This is a genomic window from Holdemanella sp. MSK.7.32 (assembly GCF_024460475.1).
GTDB lineage: Bacteria > Bacillota_I > Bacilli_A > Erysipelotrichales > Erysipelotrichaceae > Holdemanella.
This window is the reverse complement of record NZ_JANFYN010000002.1, coordinates 33,454-51,328: the sequence shown is the minus strand read 5'-3', so window position 1 is coordinate 51,328 and position 17,875 is coordinate 33,454. Positions and strand designations below refer to the sequence as shown.

Below are 17,875 nucleotides of genomic sequence, written 5' to 3'. Positions count from 1 at the left end.
GTTATACCTACTTTTTGTTCATAACTTTGTGTAGGATCAATGATTGACATACACGAATTACACTTGATACTAACCAATAGAATGACATCGCCATTGGCCATGAAATATACATAATACAGATCATTGCTGTCATGAAGTACATTGACATGTTCATGCTGTTAGCCATAGGATTTGTTTGTTCCTGTGCATATTTTTTAACTTTAACGTTATCTTTCTTATCTTGCCATTTCTTTAACCATTGAGGTAATTTCATTGATACAATATAGAAGATAACCATCAACACATAAATTGAAATATATGCGATATCAAGTGCTTTAAATCCATCAAGTGGAGTACCTGCTAAAGAAATACCCATAAAGCTTCCACTAACAACACTTACTGAACGCATTGTTGCATAATACATACCCATCATGATTGGTAGCTGAATGAAAGTAATTAACATTGAACCAAATGGGTGAATATCGTATTTTTGATAAATATTCTGCATTTCTTGAGCCATCTGCATTTTAGAACGCTCATCTGTTTTATCTTTATATTTATTTTGAATCTTTTGAATTTCAGGTTGAATTTCCTGCATTCTTTGTGTAGACATTTGTGATTTACGTGTAAATACAAATACAAGCATCTGAATTAACAATGTTGTTAAAATGATACCTACACCGGCATCTGTTTTTGATGAAATTAAGTTAATAATTTGTGCGATTGGCCAAACAATTAAACCTTCAAACCATCCTTTAGACATAGAATTTTTAAAAGTTGTTGGTTGAATTGTATATTGTCCATCTTTGATATTCTTTTTAATTTCTTTCTTTAATTCCTTATCAGAAATGTCTTTGTAATTGATTTTACTTGCATCAATTGTAGTTTCTTCACTTGCAATAATTTGGTCTGCTAATGTTTTTCCATCTCTACCTCTTGGATTTGCACAAGCCGTACATGTTAATAATACCAACATACATAGAAAGACCAATTTTGCTTTTTTCTGCAAAAATTGTTTCATTTTTTATTCCTCTACTTTTTCAAAAATCTTTTATTTATCCGATTTTGATTTTCTTTCATTTCGTTTTTATTTTCTTCGAACGACTTATTTGCGTAGGCAGGTCGGACTATAATAATAAGATCATATCCCTCTTCAAATGTAAAAATATCATCTACTATACTACGAAGCTGTCTTTTCACTTTATTTCGACAGACCGCATTTCCTAATTTTTTGCCAACACTGATTCCGACTCTTGCATGGTCTAATTTACGTTTTTGAAAATAACAAACAAAAGACGACGACTTAACAAATTGTCGATTCTGGATGATGGAAGAAAACTCATAGTTTTTTAATACACGAAATTCTTTTTTCATGTTATTTCCCTATCCAGACAAAAAAATCACCTAGCAGGTGATTTCTATGCGGATAAAACCTTTCTGCCTTTCGCTCTTCTTCTAGAAAGAACGTTACGTCCACCAACAGTTGCCATACGAGCACGGAAGCCATGAACTTTTTGGTGTTTTCTCTTACTTGGCTGATATGTTCTTTTCATCTTGATTACACCTCTCAGTCTTTTTCTTCATTCTAAATTTTCAAATAAGATTGCTCAAACATTATAAACACAAATTAAAATGATTGTCAATAAAATAATTATCACTTATGCTTACTTTTCAGTATTTCATATGCTTTTTGTGTTAAACGATACATAAATGGATAAACTGGTATATCAAATTCTCCAATCAATTCATTTATAGTTGGATTAAAATTATCTTTAAATTTTGTCAATCCATCATCTAAAAATCCTTCTACACCACCCATATTACTCCACAGACATCCTCTATCAAAGGCCCATTTAAAGTTTTCAACATATTCCTTATATTGAGGCATGAATTTTTTAAATCTTTCATCCATTCCAGCATACAACATTTCACAAGTATTTCCATATTGAATACTAAGTATTCCGGCAATCGCAATCTCTTTATCTTCTTGGCCAAATTCAGAAAATATTTCTTTAAATTCTTTTATATCTTTATCTACACTTCGTAATTGATCTTCTAAACGATGCAATTTCTTTTTAGCATTTTCAGGTGTTGCGGCCATTTCTTTTTCGAGCTGTACCTTCTTTTCCTTTTCCTCTTTATCTAATTGATATACGTTGCAAGTCGCTAAAAAGATGACGCTTCCTTCAGGATAATTTTCTAATAATGTCTTGAAATATTCTTTATCTCTTAGCGCAACGCCTTTTCTTGATTCCGTCAATTCTACAAGTCGGCTAAATTCATCTAGCAATTCACCTTGTCCATGAATAATTTGAACATTTCTACGGTCTGCATCCTTAATTAAACGTTTCGTATGTTTTGGCAATGTTTCCTCTATATTTTCATATGAATATACGTTCGATTGAAATCTAGGCTGTACTGTATCCGCAATACTCATTATATAGCCATGATGTATAGCTTTACAGCATTTGAATATTTCTAAATATGTATCTGTATCCTTATATCTATTTGTATTATATGATTTTGAATCATAATCATTAACATGAATGGCTGGATCAAATTTAATGAAGATACAATGATCTTTTTTGGCGACCTTTTTTAATTGATCAAAATAATATTGAACAAGTTCTTTATCCTTATAATCCATAATGGGACCTCTAGGTAAATAATACATACAAAATGATACTGGTAATCTTTTTATCAATACTAAGCCTGTTGCGACTAATTCATTATTTCTATATACACCTGTATACATGTGATCCCAATTATTTTTTACTTTTGCCCAATTGTAGCTTTGTAGTAAATTACAATATTCATGATTTTTCACAAATTCATCAAATTCTTCACGGTTTATGTTCTTAAAAAATAAATACGACATATCAAATTCCATCCTTACTTGGATATAATAGATAGTCGTACTTAAATCATGCTTAAATTATTTGTGTTTTGCGTTTCTTTCCTTAATCTTCTTATAAAATTTAAATGCAACATTATACAATAATGAATTAACCGGAATATCAAATTCACCAATGTATTCATTGATTCTAGGATGATATATTTCTTTAAAATCAACAAGTCCTCCCTTAAGAGTTCCTTCAATTCCACCCATATTACTTGTTTTACATCCAAGTTCAAAACATTTTTCCATTGTTTTATACCAAGTTAAATAGGGTCCCATCAAACGTTTAAAATCTTCATTCATTCCTGCATATAAAATTTCTGATGTATGTCCATATTTTACGGTTAGTGTTCCACAAACACAGACTGTTTCACCATATGTTTTCACATCTTCTTCATATTTACTGATTTTCTTCTCTAATGAGTCTTTTAATTCTTCCAATGTAAAACGTTTCTTCTTTGCGTTTTCTGGACAATTCTCTAAATCTAGTAAACACTGTTCATATCTTTCTTTTGTCTCTATTAACATATCGTGGATATGGAAATAGGCTAAAGTGATAAATGCATCATCTGCATATGTATCTAGAAGTAATTCATAATACTCTTTTGTTCGTAAAGAAATTCCTTTTCTTTCCTCTGTACATTTCATGACTTTATCAAAGTCTTCCAATAATTCTTTGTGTCCAAATTGAATATCTAAATTTTGTTTCTGAGCAATTTTAATGTTCTTTTTCCCTTTTTTAGATAAATTGTCCATTCCAAAATCATCCACATACTCTACCATATTGTATCTTGGTTGAATGGTTGTCTCAAAATCTTTATTGAATCCATAATGAATGGCTTTACATGATTTAATATTTTCAAACTCTTCCTTATAATTAAATTCTTTTCTTTCTTCATCTAAGTGGAAGCTTGAAATTAAAATACTTGGATCAAATTTAATAAATAAACAATGTTCTTTTTTGGCAATTTTCTTTAATTCTGTAAAGTAAAAATTCAATAACTCTTTATTTTTATAATCTAAAATTGGTCCTCTAGGCAAATAAAACATAGAAAAAGAAAGTGGTAATGGACGAATCAATACCAACCCAGCGGCTACTAATGTATCCTTTTCATAAACCCCTGTATAAATGGCGTTCCAATTATTTTTTATATTTGCCCATTTGTAGCTTTGAAGCAAACTACAACTAGGATGATTTTCTACAAAGTGATCGTATTCTTTTTGATTTATATTCGATTTAAAAATATACATATACTTTTATACCCCTTTATATTCCTGCACTTCATTATAACATTTTATTAGTTTTACACAAAATGGTCTATATATTATCCACATATTATATACATGGATCTGTATTCTATTTTATTTTAATTCAAAATATACATATAAAATGTATATAAAATCATAAGTTATACAGTGGATAAAGGCATTCTAAATTCATTCTCTGTATAACTTGGGAAAAGTCATTGAGAGCCTTTGTTTATCAATAATTCTCTATGTATTTAATATGAATATAAAGTGAGTTATCCCGATTTTGTTCATTTTTTTTGCACATAAGTCCACATTGGGAAAAAATTTATCCCAAAAGAATAAATGGGGATAAGTGTAAAAATCGTGTATAATAGTAATACTGCAAGGAGGTTTTACTATGTCTACCATGTCTTATGCATCGATATGGAATGAAACTTTACAAAAAATACAAGAATCCAACTATTTTGATAGTCATACATTCAATTCATGGATTTCAAAAACCACTCTATTTAAAATAGAGGATAATATAGCTTATGTAGCCTATCGTTCTACAATCACTTTTAGTATTTTAAAGAAACAGAAAGAAAAAGAACTGTTTGAATCCACTTTAAGTGAGGTCTGGGGCGATACATTAACAATTCAGTTTATCCACCAAAGAGAAATGGAAAAGATGATGCCTGAAGAGGTTGTCAAACAAAGAACGAATGTTTTATTAGAAAATAAATTCAATCCTTCTTATACATTTGAAAATTTTGTCGAAGGTAATTCTAATGCGGAGGCTTATGCCGCATGTTTAGCTTGTTGTACACAAACGACTTCTCATCCCTTCAATCCCCTTATGTTGTATGGTAATTCTGGCTTAGGTAAAACCCATTTACTACATGCGATGGGAAATTATCTAGCTAAGGAACATCCTGAATGTAAAGTAATTTATATGTATAGTGGAGATTTAGTTTCTTTATTGATTGAAGCTATGAAAACCAAAAATGTTCATGGCAATACTGTAGAAAGAGTCAAGGAACAACTTCTAGACTGTGATTATTTCTTAATTGATGATATTCAAAATTTGCAGCAACATTCTAGCAGTCAGGAAATATTCTTCACTGTCTATAATCAGTTGATTCAAAAGAATACACAGATTATTATCACAAGTGATATGCATCCTAGTGAAATTAGTGGATTACAGTCTCGTTTAATTTCACGCTTTGTTTCTGGGCTTACAATCAGTATTTCTAAACCAGAATTCGAAACTAGCAAAGCGATTTTAAAGAAGAAAATCGAAGGTCGTGAAGAAAGTGTGAATATGAGCGAAGATGTTATTGATTATTTAGCTGGTAAATATTCAAATGACGTAAGAAATCTAGAGGGGACTTTAAATCGCTTGATATTTAATGCGACACTATTTAATCCAGATGTAATCGATATGGATTTTACGCGTAAAGTATTAGTTAAAGAGCCTATTGTATCGCAATCGGATGAATTAACAATCAAAAAGATAAAGAAGGCTGTAACACGTTTTTATGGCTTATCTTACAAGGATTTAGAGGGTAAATGTCGTCAAAAATTTATTGCGAACGCAAGACATATCTGTGTTTACTTATCTAGAGACTTGCTTCATAAATCTTATGTATCTATTGGGCAAGAATTAGGGGGTCGTGATCATACGACAATTTCTAGTTCGTATGAGCGTGCTAAGAAATTAATTCAAAAAGATGAAGCTTTTAAAACAGCTGTTGAAAAAATTCGTAGCACTTTGGATTCTTAATTTATACACTGTATTCCTCATGGAATCCACATCCAAAAAATTAGCGTAGAATACGTATTTTAAAGGGTCTGTGCAATTTTTACACACTTATACAGTCCCTTATATTATAATTTATATATAAATATATTAATAAAAGGAGGATTTTATGCATTTTTCTATTGATCGAAAATATTTTTATGACAAGCTATCTATTGTTTCTAGAGCTATTAGTGTCTTTTCTCCATTACCTGCACTATCAGGTATTTGTATTGATTTAAAAGATGGTTCAATGATTTTAACTGGTAGTGATTCAAATATATCCATTCGTACTGTAATTGTTCCTGGTGAATTGAATAATTTAGATATTGAAGAAGAAGGATCTATTATTATTGATTCTAAGTATTTGTTAGAAATTGTTCGTAAGTTGGATTGTAAAAATATTGAAATTGAAGTCATTGACTACTCTTTAGTTCGTATTTCTAGTGATAATGGTCAATTTAACTTAAATGGTATTCGTTCTAATGAATATCCTGATATTGATTTTACACAACCTAATCATCATTTTGTATTGAAGGCAACAGATTTAAAATCAATCGTTTCTCAGACTGCATTTGCGTGCAGCGACAAAGATCAACGTCCGGTATTAACGGGGGTAAACTTCAATTCACAAGGTAATATGTTGTATTGTTCTGGAACAGATTCATATCGTTTAGCTAGAAAAACCATTGAATTGAATTCAAGTCAAGATTTTAATATCACAATTCCTAGTAAATCTTTAACTGAGGTTGTTCGCTCTGTTTCGGATGATGATACAATCGATATTTATGCAGATTCTAAAAAAGCACAGTTTGTATTTGATAAAACAATTATCCAAACTCGTTTAATTGATGGAACTTTCCCAGATGTACAAAGAATTATTCCTACAAGTTGTGTATCTAAGATGTTGGTGGATTCATATGAAATTGCAGGTACAATTGATCGTACTAACTTCATTCGTAATGATAAAGTACATTTAATTAAATTGGAATGTTCAACTGCAGAAACTCATGTTAAGACGTATTCAAGTGAAATTGGAAACTCTGATGAAGTATTGACTAAGTGTGAATATGAAGGAGAAGATATTTCATTGACATGTAATGGTACATATATGTTGGATGCAATCAAGGCATTGGGATGTGAAAAAGTATTAATTGAATTTTCTGGATTTATGAAGCCTATCAAGGTATCAAATCCGGAAGATGCTTCAGTCTTAATGATTTTAGTGCCAATTCGTAGTTATGATTAAAGAAAATGCCGTTTAAACTCGTTTTAAACGGTTTCTTTTTATATCGGTATCTCTGTACGCATAGCTATTTATGTCGTTTTATGATATAATTATAGTGCGAAAAGAGGTATTTTCATGGAATTTGAACTTAAAGATGAGTATATTACATTAGCACAATTGCTAAAAGCTTGCGATGTTGTCTATAGTGGTGGACAGGCCAAGGAATATTTAGCAAACATGGAAGTATTAGTCAACGGCGTTAATGAAAATCGTCGTGGAAAAAAGATCTACCATGGAGATATTGTAGAAACTAATGGAATAAGGATTGAAGTGAAATGAATGTTGAAAAACTGACATGTTTTCATTTCCGTAATTATGAAACCATGTCTTTTTCTTTTACACCAAAATGCATTCATTTTTTATATGGAAAAAACGCACAGGGCAAAACGAACTTAATTGAAGCTATTTATTTTTTAAGTCATTTGCGTTCGTTTCGAACAAATCAATTGGACAGTATGATCATGCATGGGTGCAATGAATTTTGTGTTCAGGCAACGGTGGAGTCTAATCACAGAAAAGAAGAATTGAAAGTGATCGTGGATCATCAAAAAAAGCATTTGTTTCGTTTTCAAAATCCAGTTAAGAAGTATTCCGATTTTATTGGAATTGAAAATGCAATCTTATTTTGTCCAGACGATTTATCTTTATTTACTTCATCTCCAAAAAATCGAAGACGATTTATTGATATGGAGTTAATGAAATTGTCAAAAACGTATACGGTTACGTTATCTTCGTATCAAAAAATTTTAAAGCAGAGAAATCAAGCTTTGAAACAGAGTAAAGTGGATGAGTGTTTAGTTCAAATTTATTTGGATCAGATGATAGATGTTCAAAAAATCATTATGAAACAAAGAAATGAATTTTTGAATTCTTTGATGATAAAAGCGCGTGAGCTATATCCATTCTTTTCAAATGAAAAAGAATATATAGATGCTAAGTATATAACGTTTATTGATTTGGATGGAGATATGAAGGAAGCTTATGCCAAGGTTTTTGAAAAAGAAAAAAAATATCATCAGACTTTGATTGGAATTCACAGGGATGATATTTTATTTGAATTGAATGGAAAACCTGTATGTGAAGTGGCTAGTCAGGGGCAGAAAAGAAGTTTTGTACTGGCACTTAAATTGGGGTTAGCCCAAATTATTTTTGAAAAGAGTGGGCAATATCCAATTTTATTATTGGATGACGTATTTAGTGAACTGGATAATCTTAGAAAGCGACAATTAATTGAAAAGCTTCCTAATGATATGCAGATTTTTATAACAACAACAGAACGATTGAATATGCATTGGAATCGTGAAGTTCGATTCTATGATATAGAACAAGGGAGAATCAAGGAGGTCTACAAATGAGTCAGGATGAATTACAAAAAGAGATTCTTGAATTTGAAGAATTAGAAACACAAGCTACACAAGTAGAACATTCGTATACAGCGGATGATATTCAGGTGTTAGAAGGGTTAGAAGCGGTTCGTTTGAGACCAGGTATGTATATTGGTTCCACTTCTGTACGTGGACTTCACCATCTAGTTTGGGAAATTGTGGATAATGGTATTGATGAGGCCTTGGCTGGTTTTGCGAATCGAATTGATGTGACAATTGAACCTGGTGACGTAATTGCAGTGCGTGATAATGGGCGTGGTATGCCAGTTGGAATTCATGAAAAGACAGGAATTAGCGCAGTAGAAACAATTATGACGGTATTACATGCAGGTGGTAAATTTGGCGGAGGCGCTTATAAGGTTTCCGGAGGTTTGCATGGTGTTGGTGCCAGTGTCGTTAATGCGTTGAGTGAATGGTTAGAGGTTACTGTTTATCAGGATGGTAAAATCTATTTTATTCGTTTTGAAAATGGTGGACATGCGGTGGAGCCTTTAAAAATTATTGGTACAACAGAAGAAACAGGTACTTTAGTTCGTTTTAAAGCAGATCCAACGATTTTTAAGGATACAACAGTTTATGATTATGAAACGTTGAATTCTCGTCTGCGCCAGCTTGCATTCTTAAATAAGGATATACGTTTAACTTTAACAGATAAAAGAACATCAGATGGTCCAAGTAATGACTATAAATATGAGGGTGGAATTATTGAGTATGTACAATTCTTAAATAAGAATAAGAGTACAATCAGTGATAAAGTCATTTATGTAGAGGGATTGCAGGATGGTATTCTTGCAGAAGTTGCTTTGCAATATAACGATGGCTATCAATCTAGTATTTATTCTTTCTGTAATAATATTCATACGCATGAAGGTGGATATCATGAAGATGGTTTCAGAATGGCTTTGACTCGTTGTATTAATGCCTATGCGAAAAATAATAATATGATCAAAAAGGATGAAAGTTTATCTCAGGATGATGTTAAAGAGGGATTGGTTGCAATTATTTCCGTTAAGCACCCGGATCCTCAGTATGAAGGACAGACAAAGACAAAATTAGGAAATAGTGAAGTTCGTAAGATTGTTTCAAATATTGCGGGTGAACAGATCAATCGTTTCTTCTTAGAAAATCCAGATATTGCCAAGGCTATTGTAGAAAAGGCAGAAATTGCTAGCAAGGCAAGAATTGCGGCAAAAAAAGCTCGTGAATTAACACGTCGTAAATCTGCGTTGGATGGAATTAGTTCATTACCAGGTAAATTAACGGATTGTTCAAGTAAAGATGCAAGTGAATGTGAAATCTATATCGTCGAAGGTGATTCTGCCGGGGGCAGCGCGAAACAAGGTCGTGACGCGAAAACACAAGCTATTTTACCTTTGCGTGGTAAGATTTTAAATGTTGAAAAAGCTAGAACGCATCGTATTTTTGAAAACCAGGAAATTCGTAGTATGATTACTGCTTTTGGATGTGGAATTCAAGAAGATGTAGATGTATCAAAATTACGTTATCACAAAATTGTTATTATGACCGATGCCGATGTCGATGGTAGTCATATTTGTACATTGATGTTGACTTTCTTATATCGTTTTATGAAACCTGTTATTGAAGGTGGATATGTTTATATTGCACAACCTCCTTTATATAAGGTGCAAAAAGGAAAAAAGATTGCCTATGCGTATAAGGAACAGGAAATGGATCAGTTGCGTGAAGAATTTAAAGATGGGTACAAAGTTCAGCGTTATAAAGGTTTAGGGGAAATGGATGCAGAACAGTTGTGGGAAACAACGATGGATCCACATCATAGAGTATTGAAACGTGTCACTATTGATGATGCGATGGAAGCGGACAGTGTATTTGATATGTTGATGGGTGAGGATGTAGAGCCTCGTCGTGAATATATTCAGGAAAATGCTGTATACGCTAATTTGGATTACTAGTAGGAGGTCCTTATGGAAGAAGAAAATAAGCGATATGACTATGTAGAAGATGTTGAAATATCCAAAGAAATGCGTACAGCCTTTCTAGATTATTCAATGTCTGTTATTGTTTCACGTGCATTACCAGATGTTCGTGATGGTATGAAACCAGTTCATCGTCGTATTTTGCATGCGATGAATCAATTGGGAATTACTTCAGGTGTTGCACATAAGAAGAGTGCACGTATTGTTGGTGAAGTTATTGGTAAGTATCACCCTCATGGGGATACAGCTGTATATGATGCGATGGTTCGTATGGCCCAGGATTTCTCGTATCGATATCCATTAGTGGATGGTCATGGAAACTTTGGTTCTCTAGATGGAGATGGAGCTGCGGCAATGCGTTATACGGAAGCTCGTATGTCAAAAATCTCTATGGAGATGCTGCGAGATATTCAAAAGGATACGGTCGATTTTATTCCAAACTATGATGGTGAAGAAAGCGAGCCAGTTGTGCTTCCGAGTCGTATTCCAAACTTGTTGATCAACGGTGCTGTGGGTATTGCGGTTGGTATGGCAACAAATATTCCACCTCATAATTTATCAGAAACGATTCAAGCCATTTTTGCGGTAATGGATGATCCGGATATTACGGTTCCTCAATTGATGGAAGTCATTAAAGGACCGGACTTCCCTACTGGAGGAATCATTTTGGGTCGTAAAGGTATTCGTCAAGCATTTGAAACAGGACGTGGATCCATTATGATTCGTTCTAAGTATCGTGTTGAAGAATTATCAAATGGAAAGAAACAGATTATTTTCTATGAAATTCCTTATCAGGTCAATAAGGCAAACTTAATTACTAAAATGGCTTCTTTAATTCGTGATAAAGCTATTCAGGGTGTTACTTACTTAAATGATGAAAGTAACCGTGAAGGTATTCGTATTGTAATGGAGCTAAAGAAGGATGCGCAGGAAGAAGTAATTTTAAATCAGTTATTTAGATTAACACCACTTCAAACTTCATTTGGTATCAATATGTTGGCACTTGAAAATGGTCGTCCTAAACAATTGCCTTTAAAAGATATTATTCATGATTATATTGATCATCAGGTTGATGTAGTTGTAAGAAAAACACAGTTTGATTTAAAGAAGGCACAGGATCGTGCACATATCTTAGAAGGTTTACGAATTGCGATGGATCATATCGATGAAGTTATTCATATGATTCGTAGTTCAAAAAAAGATGAGGCCGGTTTATCTCAAGATTTATGTGATGCGTTTGGATTGAGTATGATTCAGGCAAAAGCAATCTTGGCTATGCAGTTAAGAAGATTATCTGGATTGGAACGAGATAAGATTGAAAATGAATATCAACAATTATTATTAACGATTGAAGATTTGAAGGATATCTTGGCAAATCATGATCGTGTTCTTCAAATCATTCGTGACGATTTAACTGAAATTGATCAGAAATATGGTGATGAAAGAAGAACTGAAATTAGTGATGCTTCTGTTGATATGGAAGATGAAGACTTAATTCCAGTGGAAGATGTAATTATCACATTAACTGAGTCTGGATATATTAAGCGTCAGCTTGTAGATACATATCGTGCTCAAAATCGTGGTGGTCGTGGAATCAAATCATTGACATTAAATGAAGAGGATTCTATCGATACTATGATTTCGATGTCAACACATGATTTCTTGTTGTTGTTTACAGATAAGGGTCGTGTATATCGATTAAAAGGATACAATGTTCCAAGTGGATCTAGAACATCTAAAGGAATTCCAATTGTGAATTTAATGACTTTGGAAAAAGGTGAAAAAGTAAATGTTCTTGTAGCTGTTCCTAAGGATGATGAAAGTGAAACATTATTATTTGTTACAAAGAATGGTATTGTGAAACGTACATCTGTATCTGAATTTGAAAATATCAATCGTAATGGTAAGATTGCGATTAGTTTAAAACCAGATGATGAGTTACGCTTTGTGAAATTAACTACGGGGCAAGACGAAGTAATTATTTCTGGATCAAATGGTAAAGCTGTTCGATTCAATGAAGATCAAGTTCGTATCATGGGACGTAGTGCAAGTGGTGTATTAGGATTCAATTGTGATGGCAGTGAAGTTGTAGGTGCTGCATTATCAAGTGAAGGTGATACAGTTCTTGTTGTTTCTGAAAATGGTTATGGTAAGCGTAGTAAGTTCGAAGATTATCGTTTGACTTCTCGTGGTAAAAAAGGTGTTAGCACAATTAATATCACAGAAAAGACAGGTAAGCTAATGTGTATGCGTGCGGTTACTGGTAAAGAAGATGCGATGATTGTTGCGAGTGATGGAATCATGATCCGTGTAGCTTTAGAGAATGTAGGAATCTACGGAAGAAATACACAAGGTGTAAGATTGATCAACTTAAATGGAGATGCGAAAGTAACGCGTATGACATTGGTAGATCATGAAGAGCCTGAAGCAGAATCAGAAGGAAACACAGAAGAATAAAGCATGTAAGGAGTAGAATTATGATTTTACTCCTTTTTCATATGATAAATCAGATAGAAATAACCCAAAAGCATTATATAAACGACACGTTGATTGCCAATTTGATGGAATGTATATAAATTATTATAGAAAGAAGTGATATATGTGAACGCAAAAGATATGGGAATGTTTATCTGTAAGTTAAGAAAAGAAAACAATATGACGCAAATGGAATTAGCTCAACAGCTACATGTCACAGATAAAGCTGTTAGCCGATGGGAACGTGGAATAGGATATCCAGACATTCAATTGTTACCTGCCCTATCTGAATCTTTGCATGTTTCTGTGGCTGAATTGATATCATGTAAAAAGAGTTTGAATTATTCGAATGAAGAAGTCACAAATATTATTCACAATTTAGATGTATACAAAATGGAAAGTTTTAGACAAGATAGAAAAGCAGATAAAATTTCCTTAGTATGTATGATCTTTGTTGCGGCATGTGTTTATATTTCTGGTCATGGAAGCATTATAGGATCTTTATGTATTGGTGCTATTTTTGCAATGGCAGTAATTGGCTTATATTATTTGTATTATGATAATTCATCAAAACGAATTTATGCCTTCTTTTCCCTACTAGGCTTACTATTATTCATTTAGTTTTACTGTATATGTGAAAGGATTACAGCTGGATTTCTTATATTTTGATACTTTATATCGTTGTAATATTAAATATGATTTGTAGATAAGTAGAATCATATGATAAATCCGATTTAATGAAGCTATTTCACAGAATAAGCGGTTGACTTTAGCTTTGTTTTAATGGTATAAATGTGTTGAAAACAAAGATAAGGATAAGTAGATTATTCCATATATTAAATAGAGACAGTATGGCTGGTGAAAATACTGATATGAATAATTGAATAGCACCTTAGAGTGATCGAATGAAATTAGTAGTTTGATCCGGTACATACCGTTATCATGTTAAGAGATCATATATGTATATATATGGTAAAAAGGGTGGCAACGCGAGACATCGTCCCTTTATGGGTGCGAGTGTCTCTTTTTTTATGCAGAGGAGGATATCATGTTAGATATGAAATTTGTCCGTGAAAATCCGGACATTGTCAAAGAGAACATTAAGAAAAAGTTCCAAGACTACAAATTGCCTTTAGTAAATGAAGTGTTAATGGAGGATAAAGAGCTTCGCCAAACACAACAACATGCAGACGATTTACGTGCTAATCGTAAAAAGATTTCTAAAGAAATCGGTAAGTTGATGGGCCAAGGTAAAAAAGAAGAAGCTGAAGAAATTAAGCAACAAATGGCTGAGATTGCTCACGAGCTAACAGCTTTGGAAGAAAAAGAAATAAAATTAAGAGAGTCTGTTACTGAAAAAATGATGCAGATCCCAAACATCATTGATGATAGTGTTCCTATTGGAAAAGATGATAGTGAAAATGTTGAATTAGAAAAATTCGGTGAACCAGTTGTTCCTGATTTTGAAATTCCTTATCACACTGAAATCATGGAACGTTTAAGCGGAATTGATTTAGATGCAGCACGTCGTGTAGCTGGAAATGGATTCTACTATTTAATGGGAGATATTGCTCGTCTACATTCAGCAATCTTAAATTACGCTCGTGATTTCATGATTGATAAAAAAGGATTTACTTATGTAATTCCACCGTATATGATTCGTAGTTCAGTAGTTGATGGAGTAATGTCATTTGCGGAAATGGAAGGTATGATGTATAAAATCGAAGGTGAAGATTTGTATTTAATTGGTACAAGTGAACACTCTATGATTGGTAAATTCAAGGATACAATTCTTGAAGAAAAAGATCTTCCATATACTTACACTTCATATTCACCTTGTTTCCGTAAAGAAAAAGGGGCTCACGGTATTGAAGAACGTGGTGTGTATCGTATTCACCAATTTGAAAAACAAGAAATGATCGTTGTTTGTAAGCCAGAAGAAAGTATGGAATGGTTTAAAAAATTATATATGAATACTGTAGAATTCTTCAGAACATTAGATATTCCAGTACGTACATTGGAATGCTGTTCAGGTGATTTGGCAGATTTAAAATGTAAATCAGTGGATGTTGAAGCGTGGTCTCCACGTCAAAAGAAATACTTCGAAGTTGGAAGTTGCTCTAACTTAACAGATGCTCAGGCACGTCGTTTAAAGATTCGTGTTAAGGGTGAAAATGGAGAAAAGTACTTTGCGCATACATTAAACAACACTTGTGTTGCTCCACCTAGAATGTTGATTGCATTCTTAGAAAACAATTTACAGGCAGATGGATCAATCTTGATTCCAGAAGTATTACAACCTTACATGGGTGGTAAAAAGAAAATTGGTTAATCTTAAAAGCTGTCTTTGACAGCTTTTTTCTATTGCGAATTGAAAATGGATTTGATATAATAACTTGGCTACTACAATGATGTCTTATGAATCAGGTCAGGTCGGGAACGAAGCAGCCTTAAGTAAGCTCCATCATGTGTAGTAGTTTTTTATTTTTTGAGGATATGAGTATGGATGATGTGAAATGGATGAAGGAAGCTATCAAGCAGGCTAAAAAAGCAGAAAGCTATGATGAGGTTCCAATTGGATGTGTCATTGTGAAAGATGATAAAGTGATTGCTCGTGGATATAATAAGCGTGAGACTTTACAACAAAGCATTGCACACGCAGAAATTATGGCAATTCAAAAAGCATGTAAAAAATTAAATACATGGAGATTAGAGGACTGTATATTATATGTAACTTTAGAACCATGTCCTATGTGTGCAGGTGCGATTATACAATCTAGAATTAAAGAAGTTGTATATGGAGCATCCGATCCTAAAGGAGGCTGTGTGGGTACATGTACAAATTTGTTTGAAGTGTCTGAATTTAATCATCATCCTGAATATAGAAAAGGAATTCTTGAATCTGAATGTTCAGATTTATTAAAACATTTTTTTAAGAAGAAAAGAGATATGAAAAAGAAGCAGAAATCATAAATTTGAAAGATTTCTGCTTTTCATATATATTGTACTTCCCTATTTCGATCAAATAAAATAAGTAAAACTATGATAAAATAAGATACAGATAAACATATAGAAAGGATTTTACGAATGGCATATCAAGCGTTATATAGAAAATATAGACCAACGAATTTTGATGAAGTTGTTGGACAAACACATATAATTCAGACATTGAAAAATGCGATTGTTCAAAATCGTATTGCTCATGCTTATTTATTCTGTGGTCCTAGAGGAACAGGAAAAACTTCAATCGCAAAAATATTTGCGAAAACATTAAATTGTACGAATAGTCAAGATGCTCCTTGTGGAGTTTGTGAGAACTGTAAAATGGCAGCGAATGGAAGTCATCCAGATATTATTGAAATTGATGCCGCCAGCAACAATGGTGTTGATGAAGTAAGAAATCTGATTGATAAAGTGAAGTATGCTCCAATGCAGGGAAAATATAAAATTTATATTATTGATGAAGTTCATATGATGACATCTGGAGCATTCAATGCATTGTTAAAAACAATCGAGGAACCTCCTGCTCATGTAATTTTTATTTTTGCGACTACAGAACCTAATAAAGTTTTACCAACTATTATTTCTCGTTGCCAAAGATTTGACTTTAATAAAGTGAGTATGCATGACATTAAATATAGATTATCTGTTGTTTGTAAAAACGAAGGAATTGAAATTGATGAGAATGGATTAACGTTAATTGCTCAATTAGCTGATGGAGGAATGCGAGATGCGTTATCCATATTGGATCAATGTGTTGCATACTGTTCATCTCATATTGATGTGAATGATATTCGTAAAATTTATGGTGTCGTAACATCTGAAGATATCGGAAAATTATTTTATTCAGTATATAAAAAAGATGTAGATAGTTTTGTCAAAGATATTCAGAAATATTCAGATATGGGAATGGATATTAAACGATTGACAGCAGACTTTATTCATATGTTGAAGGATAGCCTGATTTTAGATTATTCTGAAAATTCAACTCTAGTTTCGGATATGAATAAAGATATGATTAGGAAATATTTCAAATTAGCACCTATTAATTTCAGAATTAAGTGTATGGAAGAATTAATGGATACATATAATAAATATACATATGCATCTAACGCACTAGATTACTTAGACGCCTCTTTATTAAAGATTTCAAGTTATTCATATGAATCGAAAACACATATTATTGATTCAGATCATAATGATTTTAAAGAGGCAGAGGAAGAAGAAAACTATGAAACATCATATGACGATACTTCTGATGACTCAGATATAATTGAGAAAAACACTCAAAAAGATGATAATAATGGGGTTTTAGAAAAATCTGAAATTTCTGATGTTTCACGTGAAACATTAAAACAGTCAGAAAATACAAATAATAAAATCATATTAAACGATGAATTTGTCATTCAATTGTTAGTTGGAGCTACAAAGATGGAAAGAAGTATTGATACGAATAAGTTCAATAATATAGGACAATTCATATCAAGTTTAGAATTTGGAAAATATGCGGCTACATTGAGAAACAGTAGTATTATGGCTAGTGGATCTAATTATATTGTCGTATGTGTATCTAGTGAAATCTTTGCAAAACAAATAAATGAATTTGAACTGAATTATGGATATGAAGATTTTACGGAAGTGTTATTAGGAAAAGCTAAGAAAGTATTCGCATTAGATAAGACACAACAATCTCGCGTATTGGATGAGTTTAAAGAAAGAATGATTAGTGGTAATCTTCCAGAACCATATCAAGTTCGTTTAAAAAGAAAAGACGCAGAATCTGAAAATAATATGAGCATTGAAGATCATATGAAAAGTTTGTTTCCTAATATAGAAATAAAAGAAGATTAGAAGGTGAAG

15 protein-coding genes, 1 other RNA gene and 1 other annotated feature are annotated in these 17,875 nt (G+C 32.5%); of the genes, 11 read left to right on the top strand and 5 right to left on the bottom strand.

Annotation, left to right across the window (positions count from 1 at the left end; all coding sequences use genetic code 11):
* Positions 1-7: 7 nt before the first annotated feature.
* The 5 genes from NE544_RS00870 to NE544_RS00850 all read right to left on the bottom strand — a co-directional run bounded on the left by NE544_RS00870 (position 8) and on the right by NE544_RS00850 (position 4,129).
* Positions 8-1,000: a YidC/Oxa1 family membrane protein insertase gene (locus tag NE544_RS00870; RefSeq protein ID WP_256268014.1), complete on the bottom strand. Its 993-nt coding sequence runs from the start codon at positions 998-1,000 to the stop codon at positions 8-10.
* Between the two features lie 11 nt (positions 1,001-1,011).
* Complete coding sequence (gene rnpA / locus NE544_RS00865) at positions 1,012-1,353, bottom strand: ribonuclease P protein component (protein ID WP_117571459.1); 342 nt, start codon at positions 1,351-1,353, stop codon at positions 1,012-1,014.
* A gap of 44 nt (positions 1,354-1,397) precedes the next feature.
* Positions 1,398-1,532: a 50S ribosomal protein L34 gene (rpmH, locus tag NE544_RS00860; protein WP_003865695.1), complete on the bottom strand. Its 135-nt coding sequence runs from the start codon at positions 1,530-1,532 to the stop codon at positions 1,398-1,400.
* Between the two features lie 101 nt (positions 1,533-1,633).
* A complete protein-coding gene (locus NE544_RS00855) occupies positions 1,634-2,857 on the bottom strand; it encodes a peptidoglycan bridge formation glycyltransferase FemA/FemB family protein (protein WP_256268013.1) in 1,224 nt (407 codons plus the stop codon).
* Positions 2,858-2,914: 57 nt separating this feature from the next.
* A complete protein-coding gene (locus NE544_RS00850) occupies positions 2,915-4,129 on the bottom strand; it encodes a peptidoglycan bridge formation glycyltransferase FemA/FemB family protein (RefSeq protein WP_256268012.1) in 1,215 nt (404 codons plus the stop codon).
* A gap of 397 nt (positions 4,130-4,526) precedes the next feature.
* On the opposite strand from NE544_RS00850, the gene dnaA reads away from it, so the two are divergent.
* The 11 genes from dnaA (at position 4,527) to dnaX (ending at position 17,866) form a co-directional block, all read left to right on the top strand.
* Positions 4,527-5,894, top strand: a complete 1,368-nt coding sequence (gene dnaA, locus NE544_RS00845; protein WP_199519649.1) for a chromosomal replication initiator protein DnaA — start codon at positions 4,527-4,529, stop codon at positions 5,892-5,894.
* A 145-nt stretch (positions 5,895-6,039) separates the two neighbouring features.
* On the top strand, positions 6,040-7,158 hold the full coding sequence (gene dnaN, locus NE544_RS00840; protein ID WP_117573365.1) for a DNA polymerase III subunit beta: 1,119 nt from the start codon (positions 6,040-6,042) through the stop codon (positions 7,156-7,158).
* A 114-nt stretch (positions 7,159-7,272) separates the two neighbouring features.
* Positions 7,273-7,476 carry a S4 domain-containing protein YaaA gene (yaaA, locus tag NE544_RS00835; RefSeq protein WP_117573367.1) on the top strand — a complete coding sequence of 68 codons (204 nt, stop codon included), beginning with the start codon at positions 7,273-7,275 and terminating at the stop codon, positions 7,474-7,476.
* The gene (gene recF / locus NE544_RS00830; protein ID WP_118114424.1) at positions 7,473-8,552 is read left to right on the top strand and encodes a DNA replication/repair protein RecF; all 1,080 of its coding nucleotides are present in this window, start codon (positions 7,473-7,475) and stop codon (positions 8,550-8,552) included. Before yaaA ends, recF begins: the two co-directional genes overlap by 4 nt.
* Positions 8,549-10,516, top strand: coding sequence for a DNA topoisomerase (ATP-hydrolyzing) subunit B (gene gyrB / locus NE544_RS00825; RefSeq protein WP_118114425.1), 1,968 nt, complete (start codon positions 8,549-8,551; stop codon positions 10,514-10,516). Before recF ends, gyrB begins: the two co-directional genes overlap by 4 nt.
* A gap of 12 nt (positions 10,517-10,528) precedes the next feature.
* Complete coding sequence (gyrA, locus tag NE544_RS00820) at positions 10,529-12,997, top strand: DNA gyrase subunit A (protein WP_256268011.1); 2,469 nt, start codon at positions 10,529-10,531, stop codon at positions 12,995-12,997.
* A 144-nt stretch (positions 12,998-13,141) separates the two neighbouring features.
* The gene (locus NE544_RS00815; RefSeq protein ID WP_256268010.1) at positions 13,142-13,636 is read left to right on the top strand and encodes a helix-turn-helix transcriptional regulator; all 495 of its coding nucleotides are present in this window, start codon (positions 13,142-13,144) and stop codon (positions 13,634-13,636) included.
* Positions 13,637-13,812: 176 nt separating this feature from the next.
* Positions 13,813-14,023 (top strand) — a binding site (T-box leader).
* Positions 14,024-14,063: 40 nt separating this feature from the next.
* Positions 14,064-15,347 carry a serine--tRNA ligase gene (gene serS, locus NE544_RS00810; RefSeq protein ID WP_118114428.1) on the top strand — a complete coding sequence of 428 codons (1,284 nt, stop codon included), beginning with the start codon at positions 14,064-14,066 and terminating at the stop codon, positions 15,345-15,347.
* 65 nt (positions 15,348-15,412) lie between these two features.
* Positions 15,413-15,498, top strand: an RNA gene (gene ffs, locus NE544_RS00805) — signal recognition particle sRNA small type.
* 13 nt (positions 15,499-15,511) lie between these two features.
* Positions 15,512-15,988, top strand: coding sequence for a tRNA adenosine(34) deaminase TadA (tadA, locus tag NE544_RS00800; RefSeq protein WP_199519615.1), 477 nt, complete (start codon positions 15,512-15,514; stop codon positions 15,986-15,988).
* A 114-nt stretch (positions 15,989-16,102) separates the two neighbouring features.
* Positions 16,103-17,866, top strand: a complete 1,764-nt coding sequence (dnaX, locus tag NE544_RS00795) for a DNA polymerase III subunit gamma/tau (protein WP_256268009.1) — start codon at positions 16,103-16,105, stop codon at positions 17,864-17,866.
* The last annotated feature ends 9 nt before the right edge of the window (positions 17,867-17,875 follow it).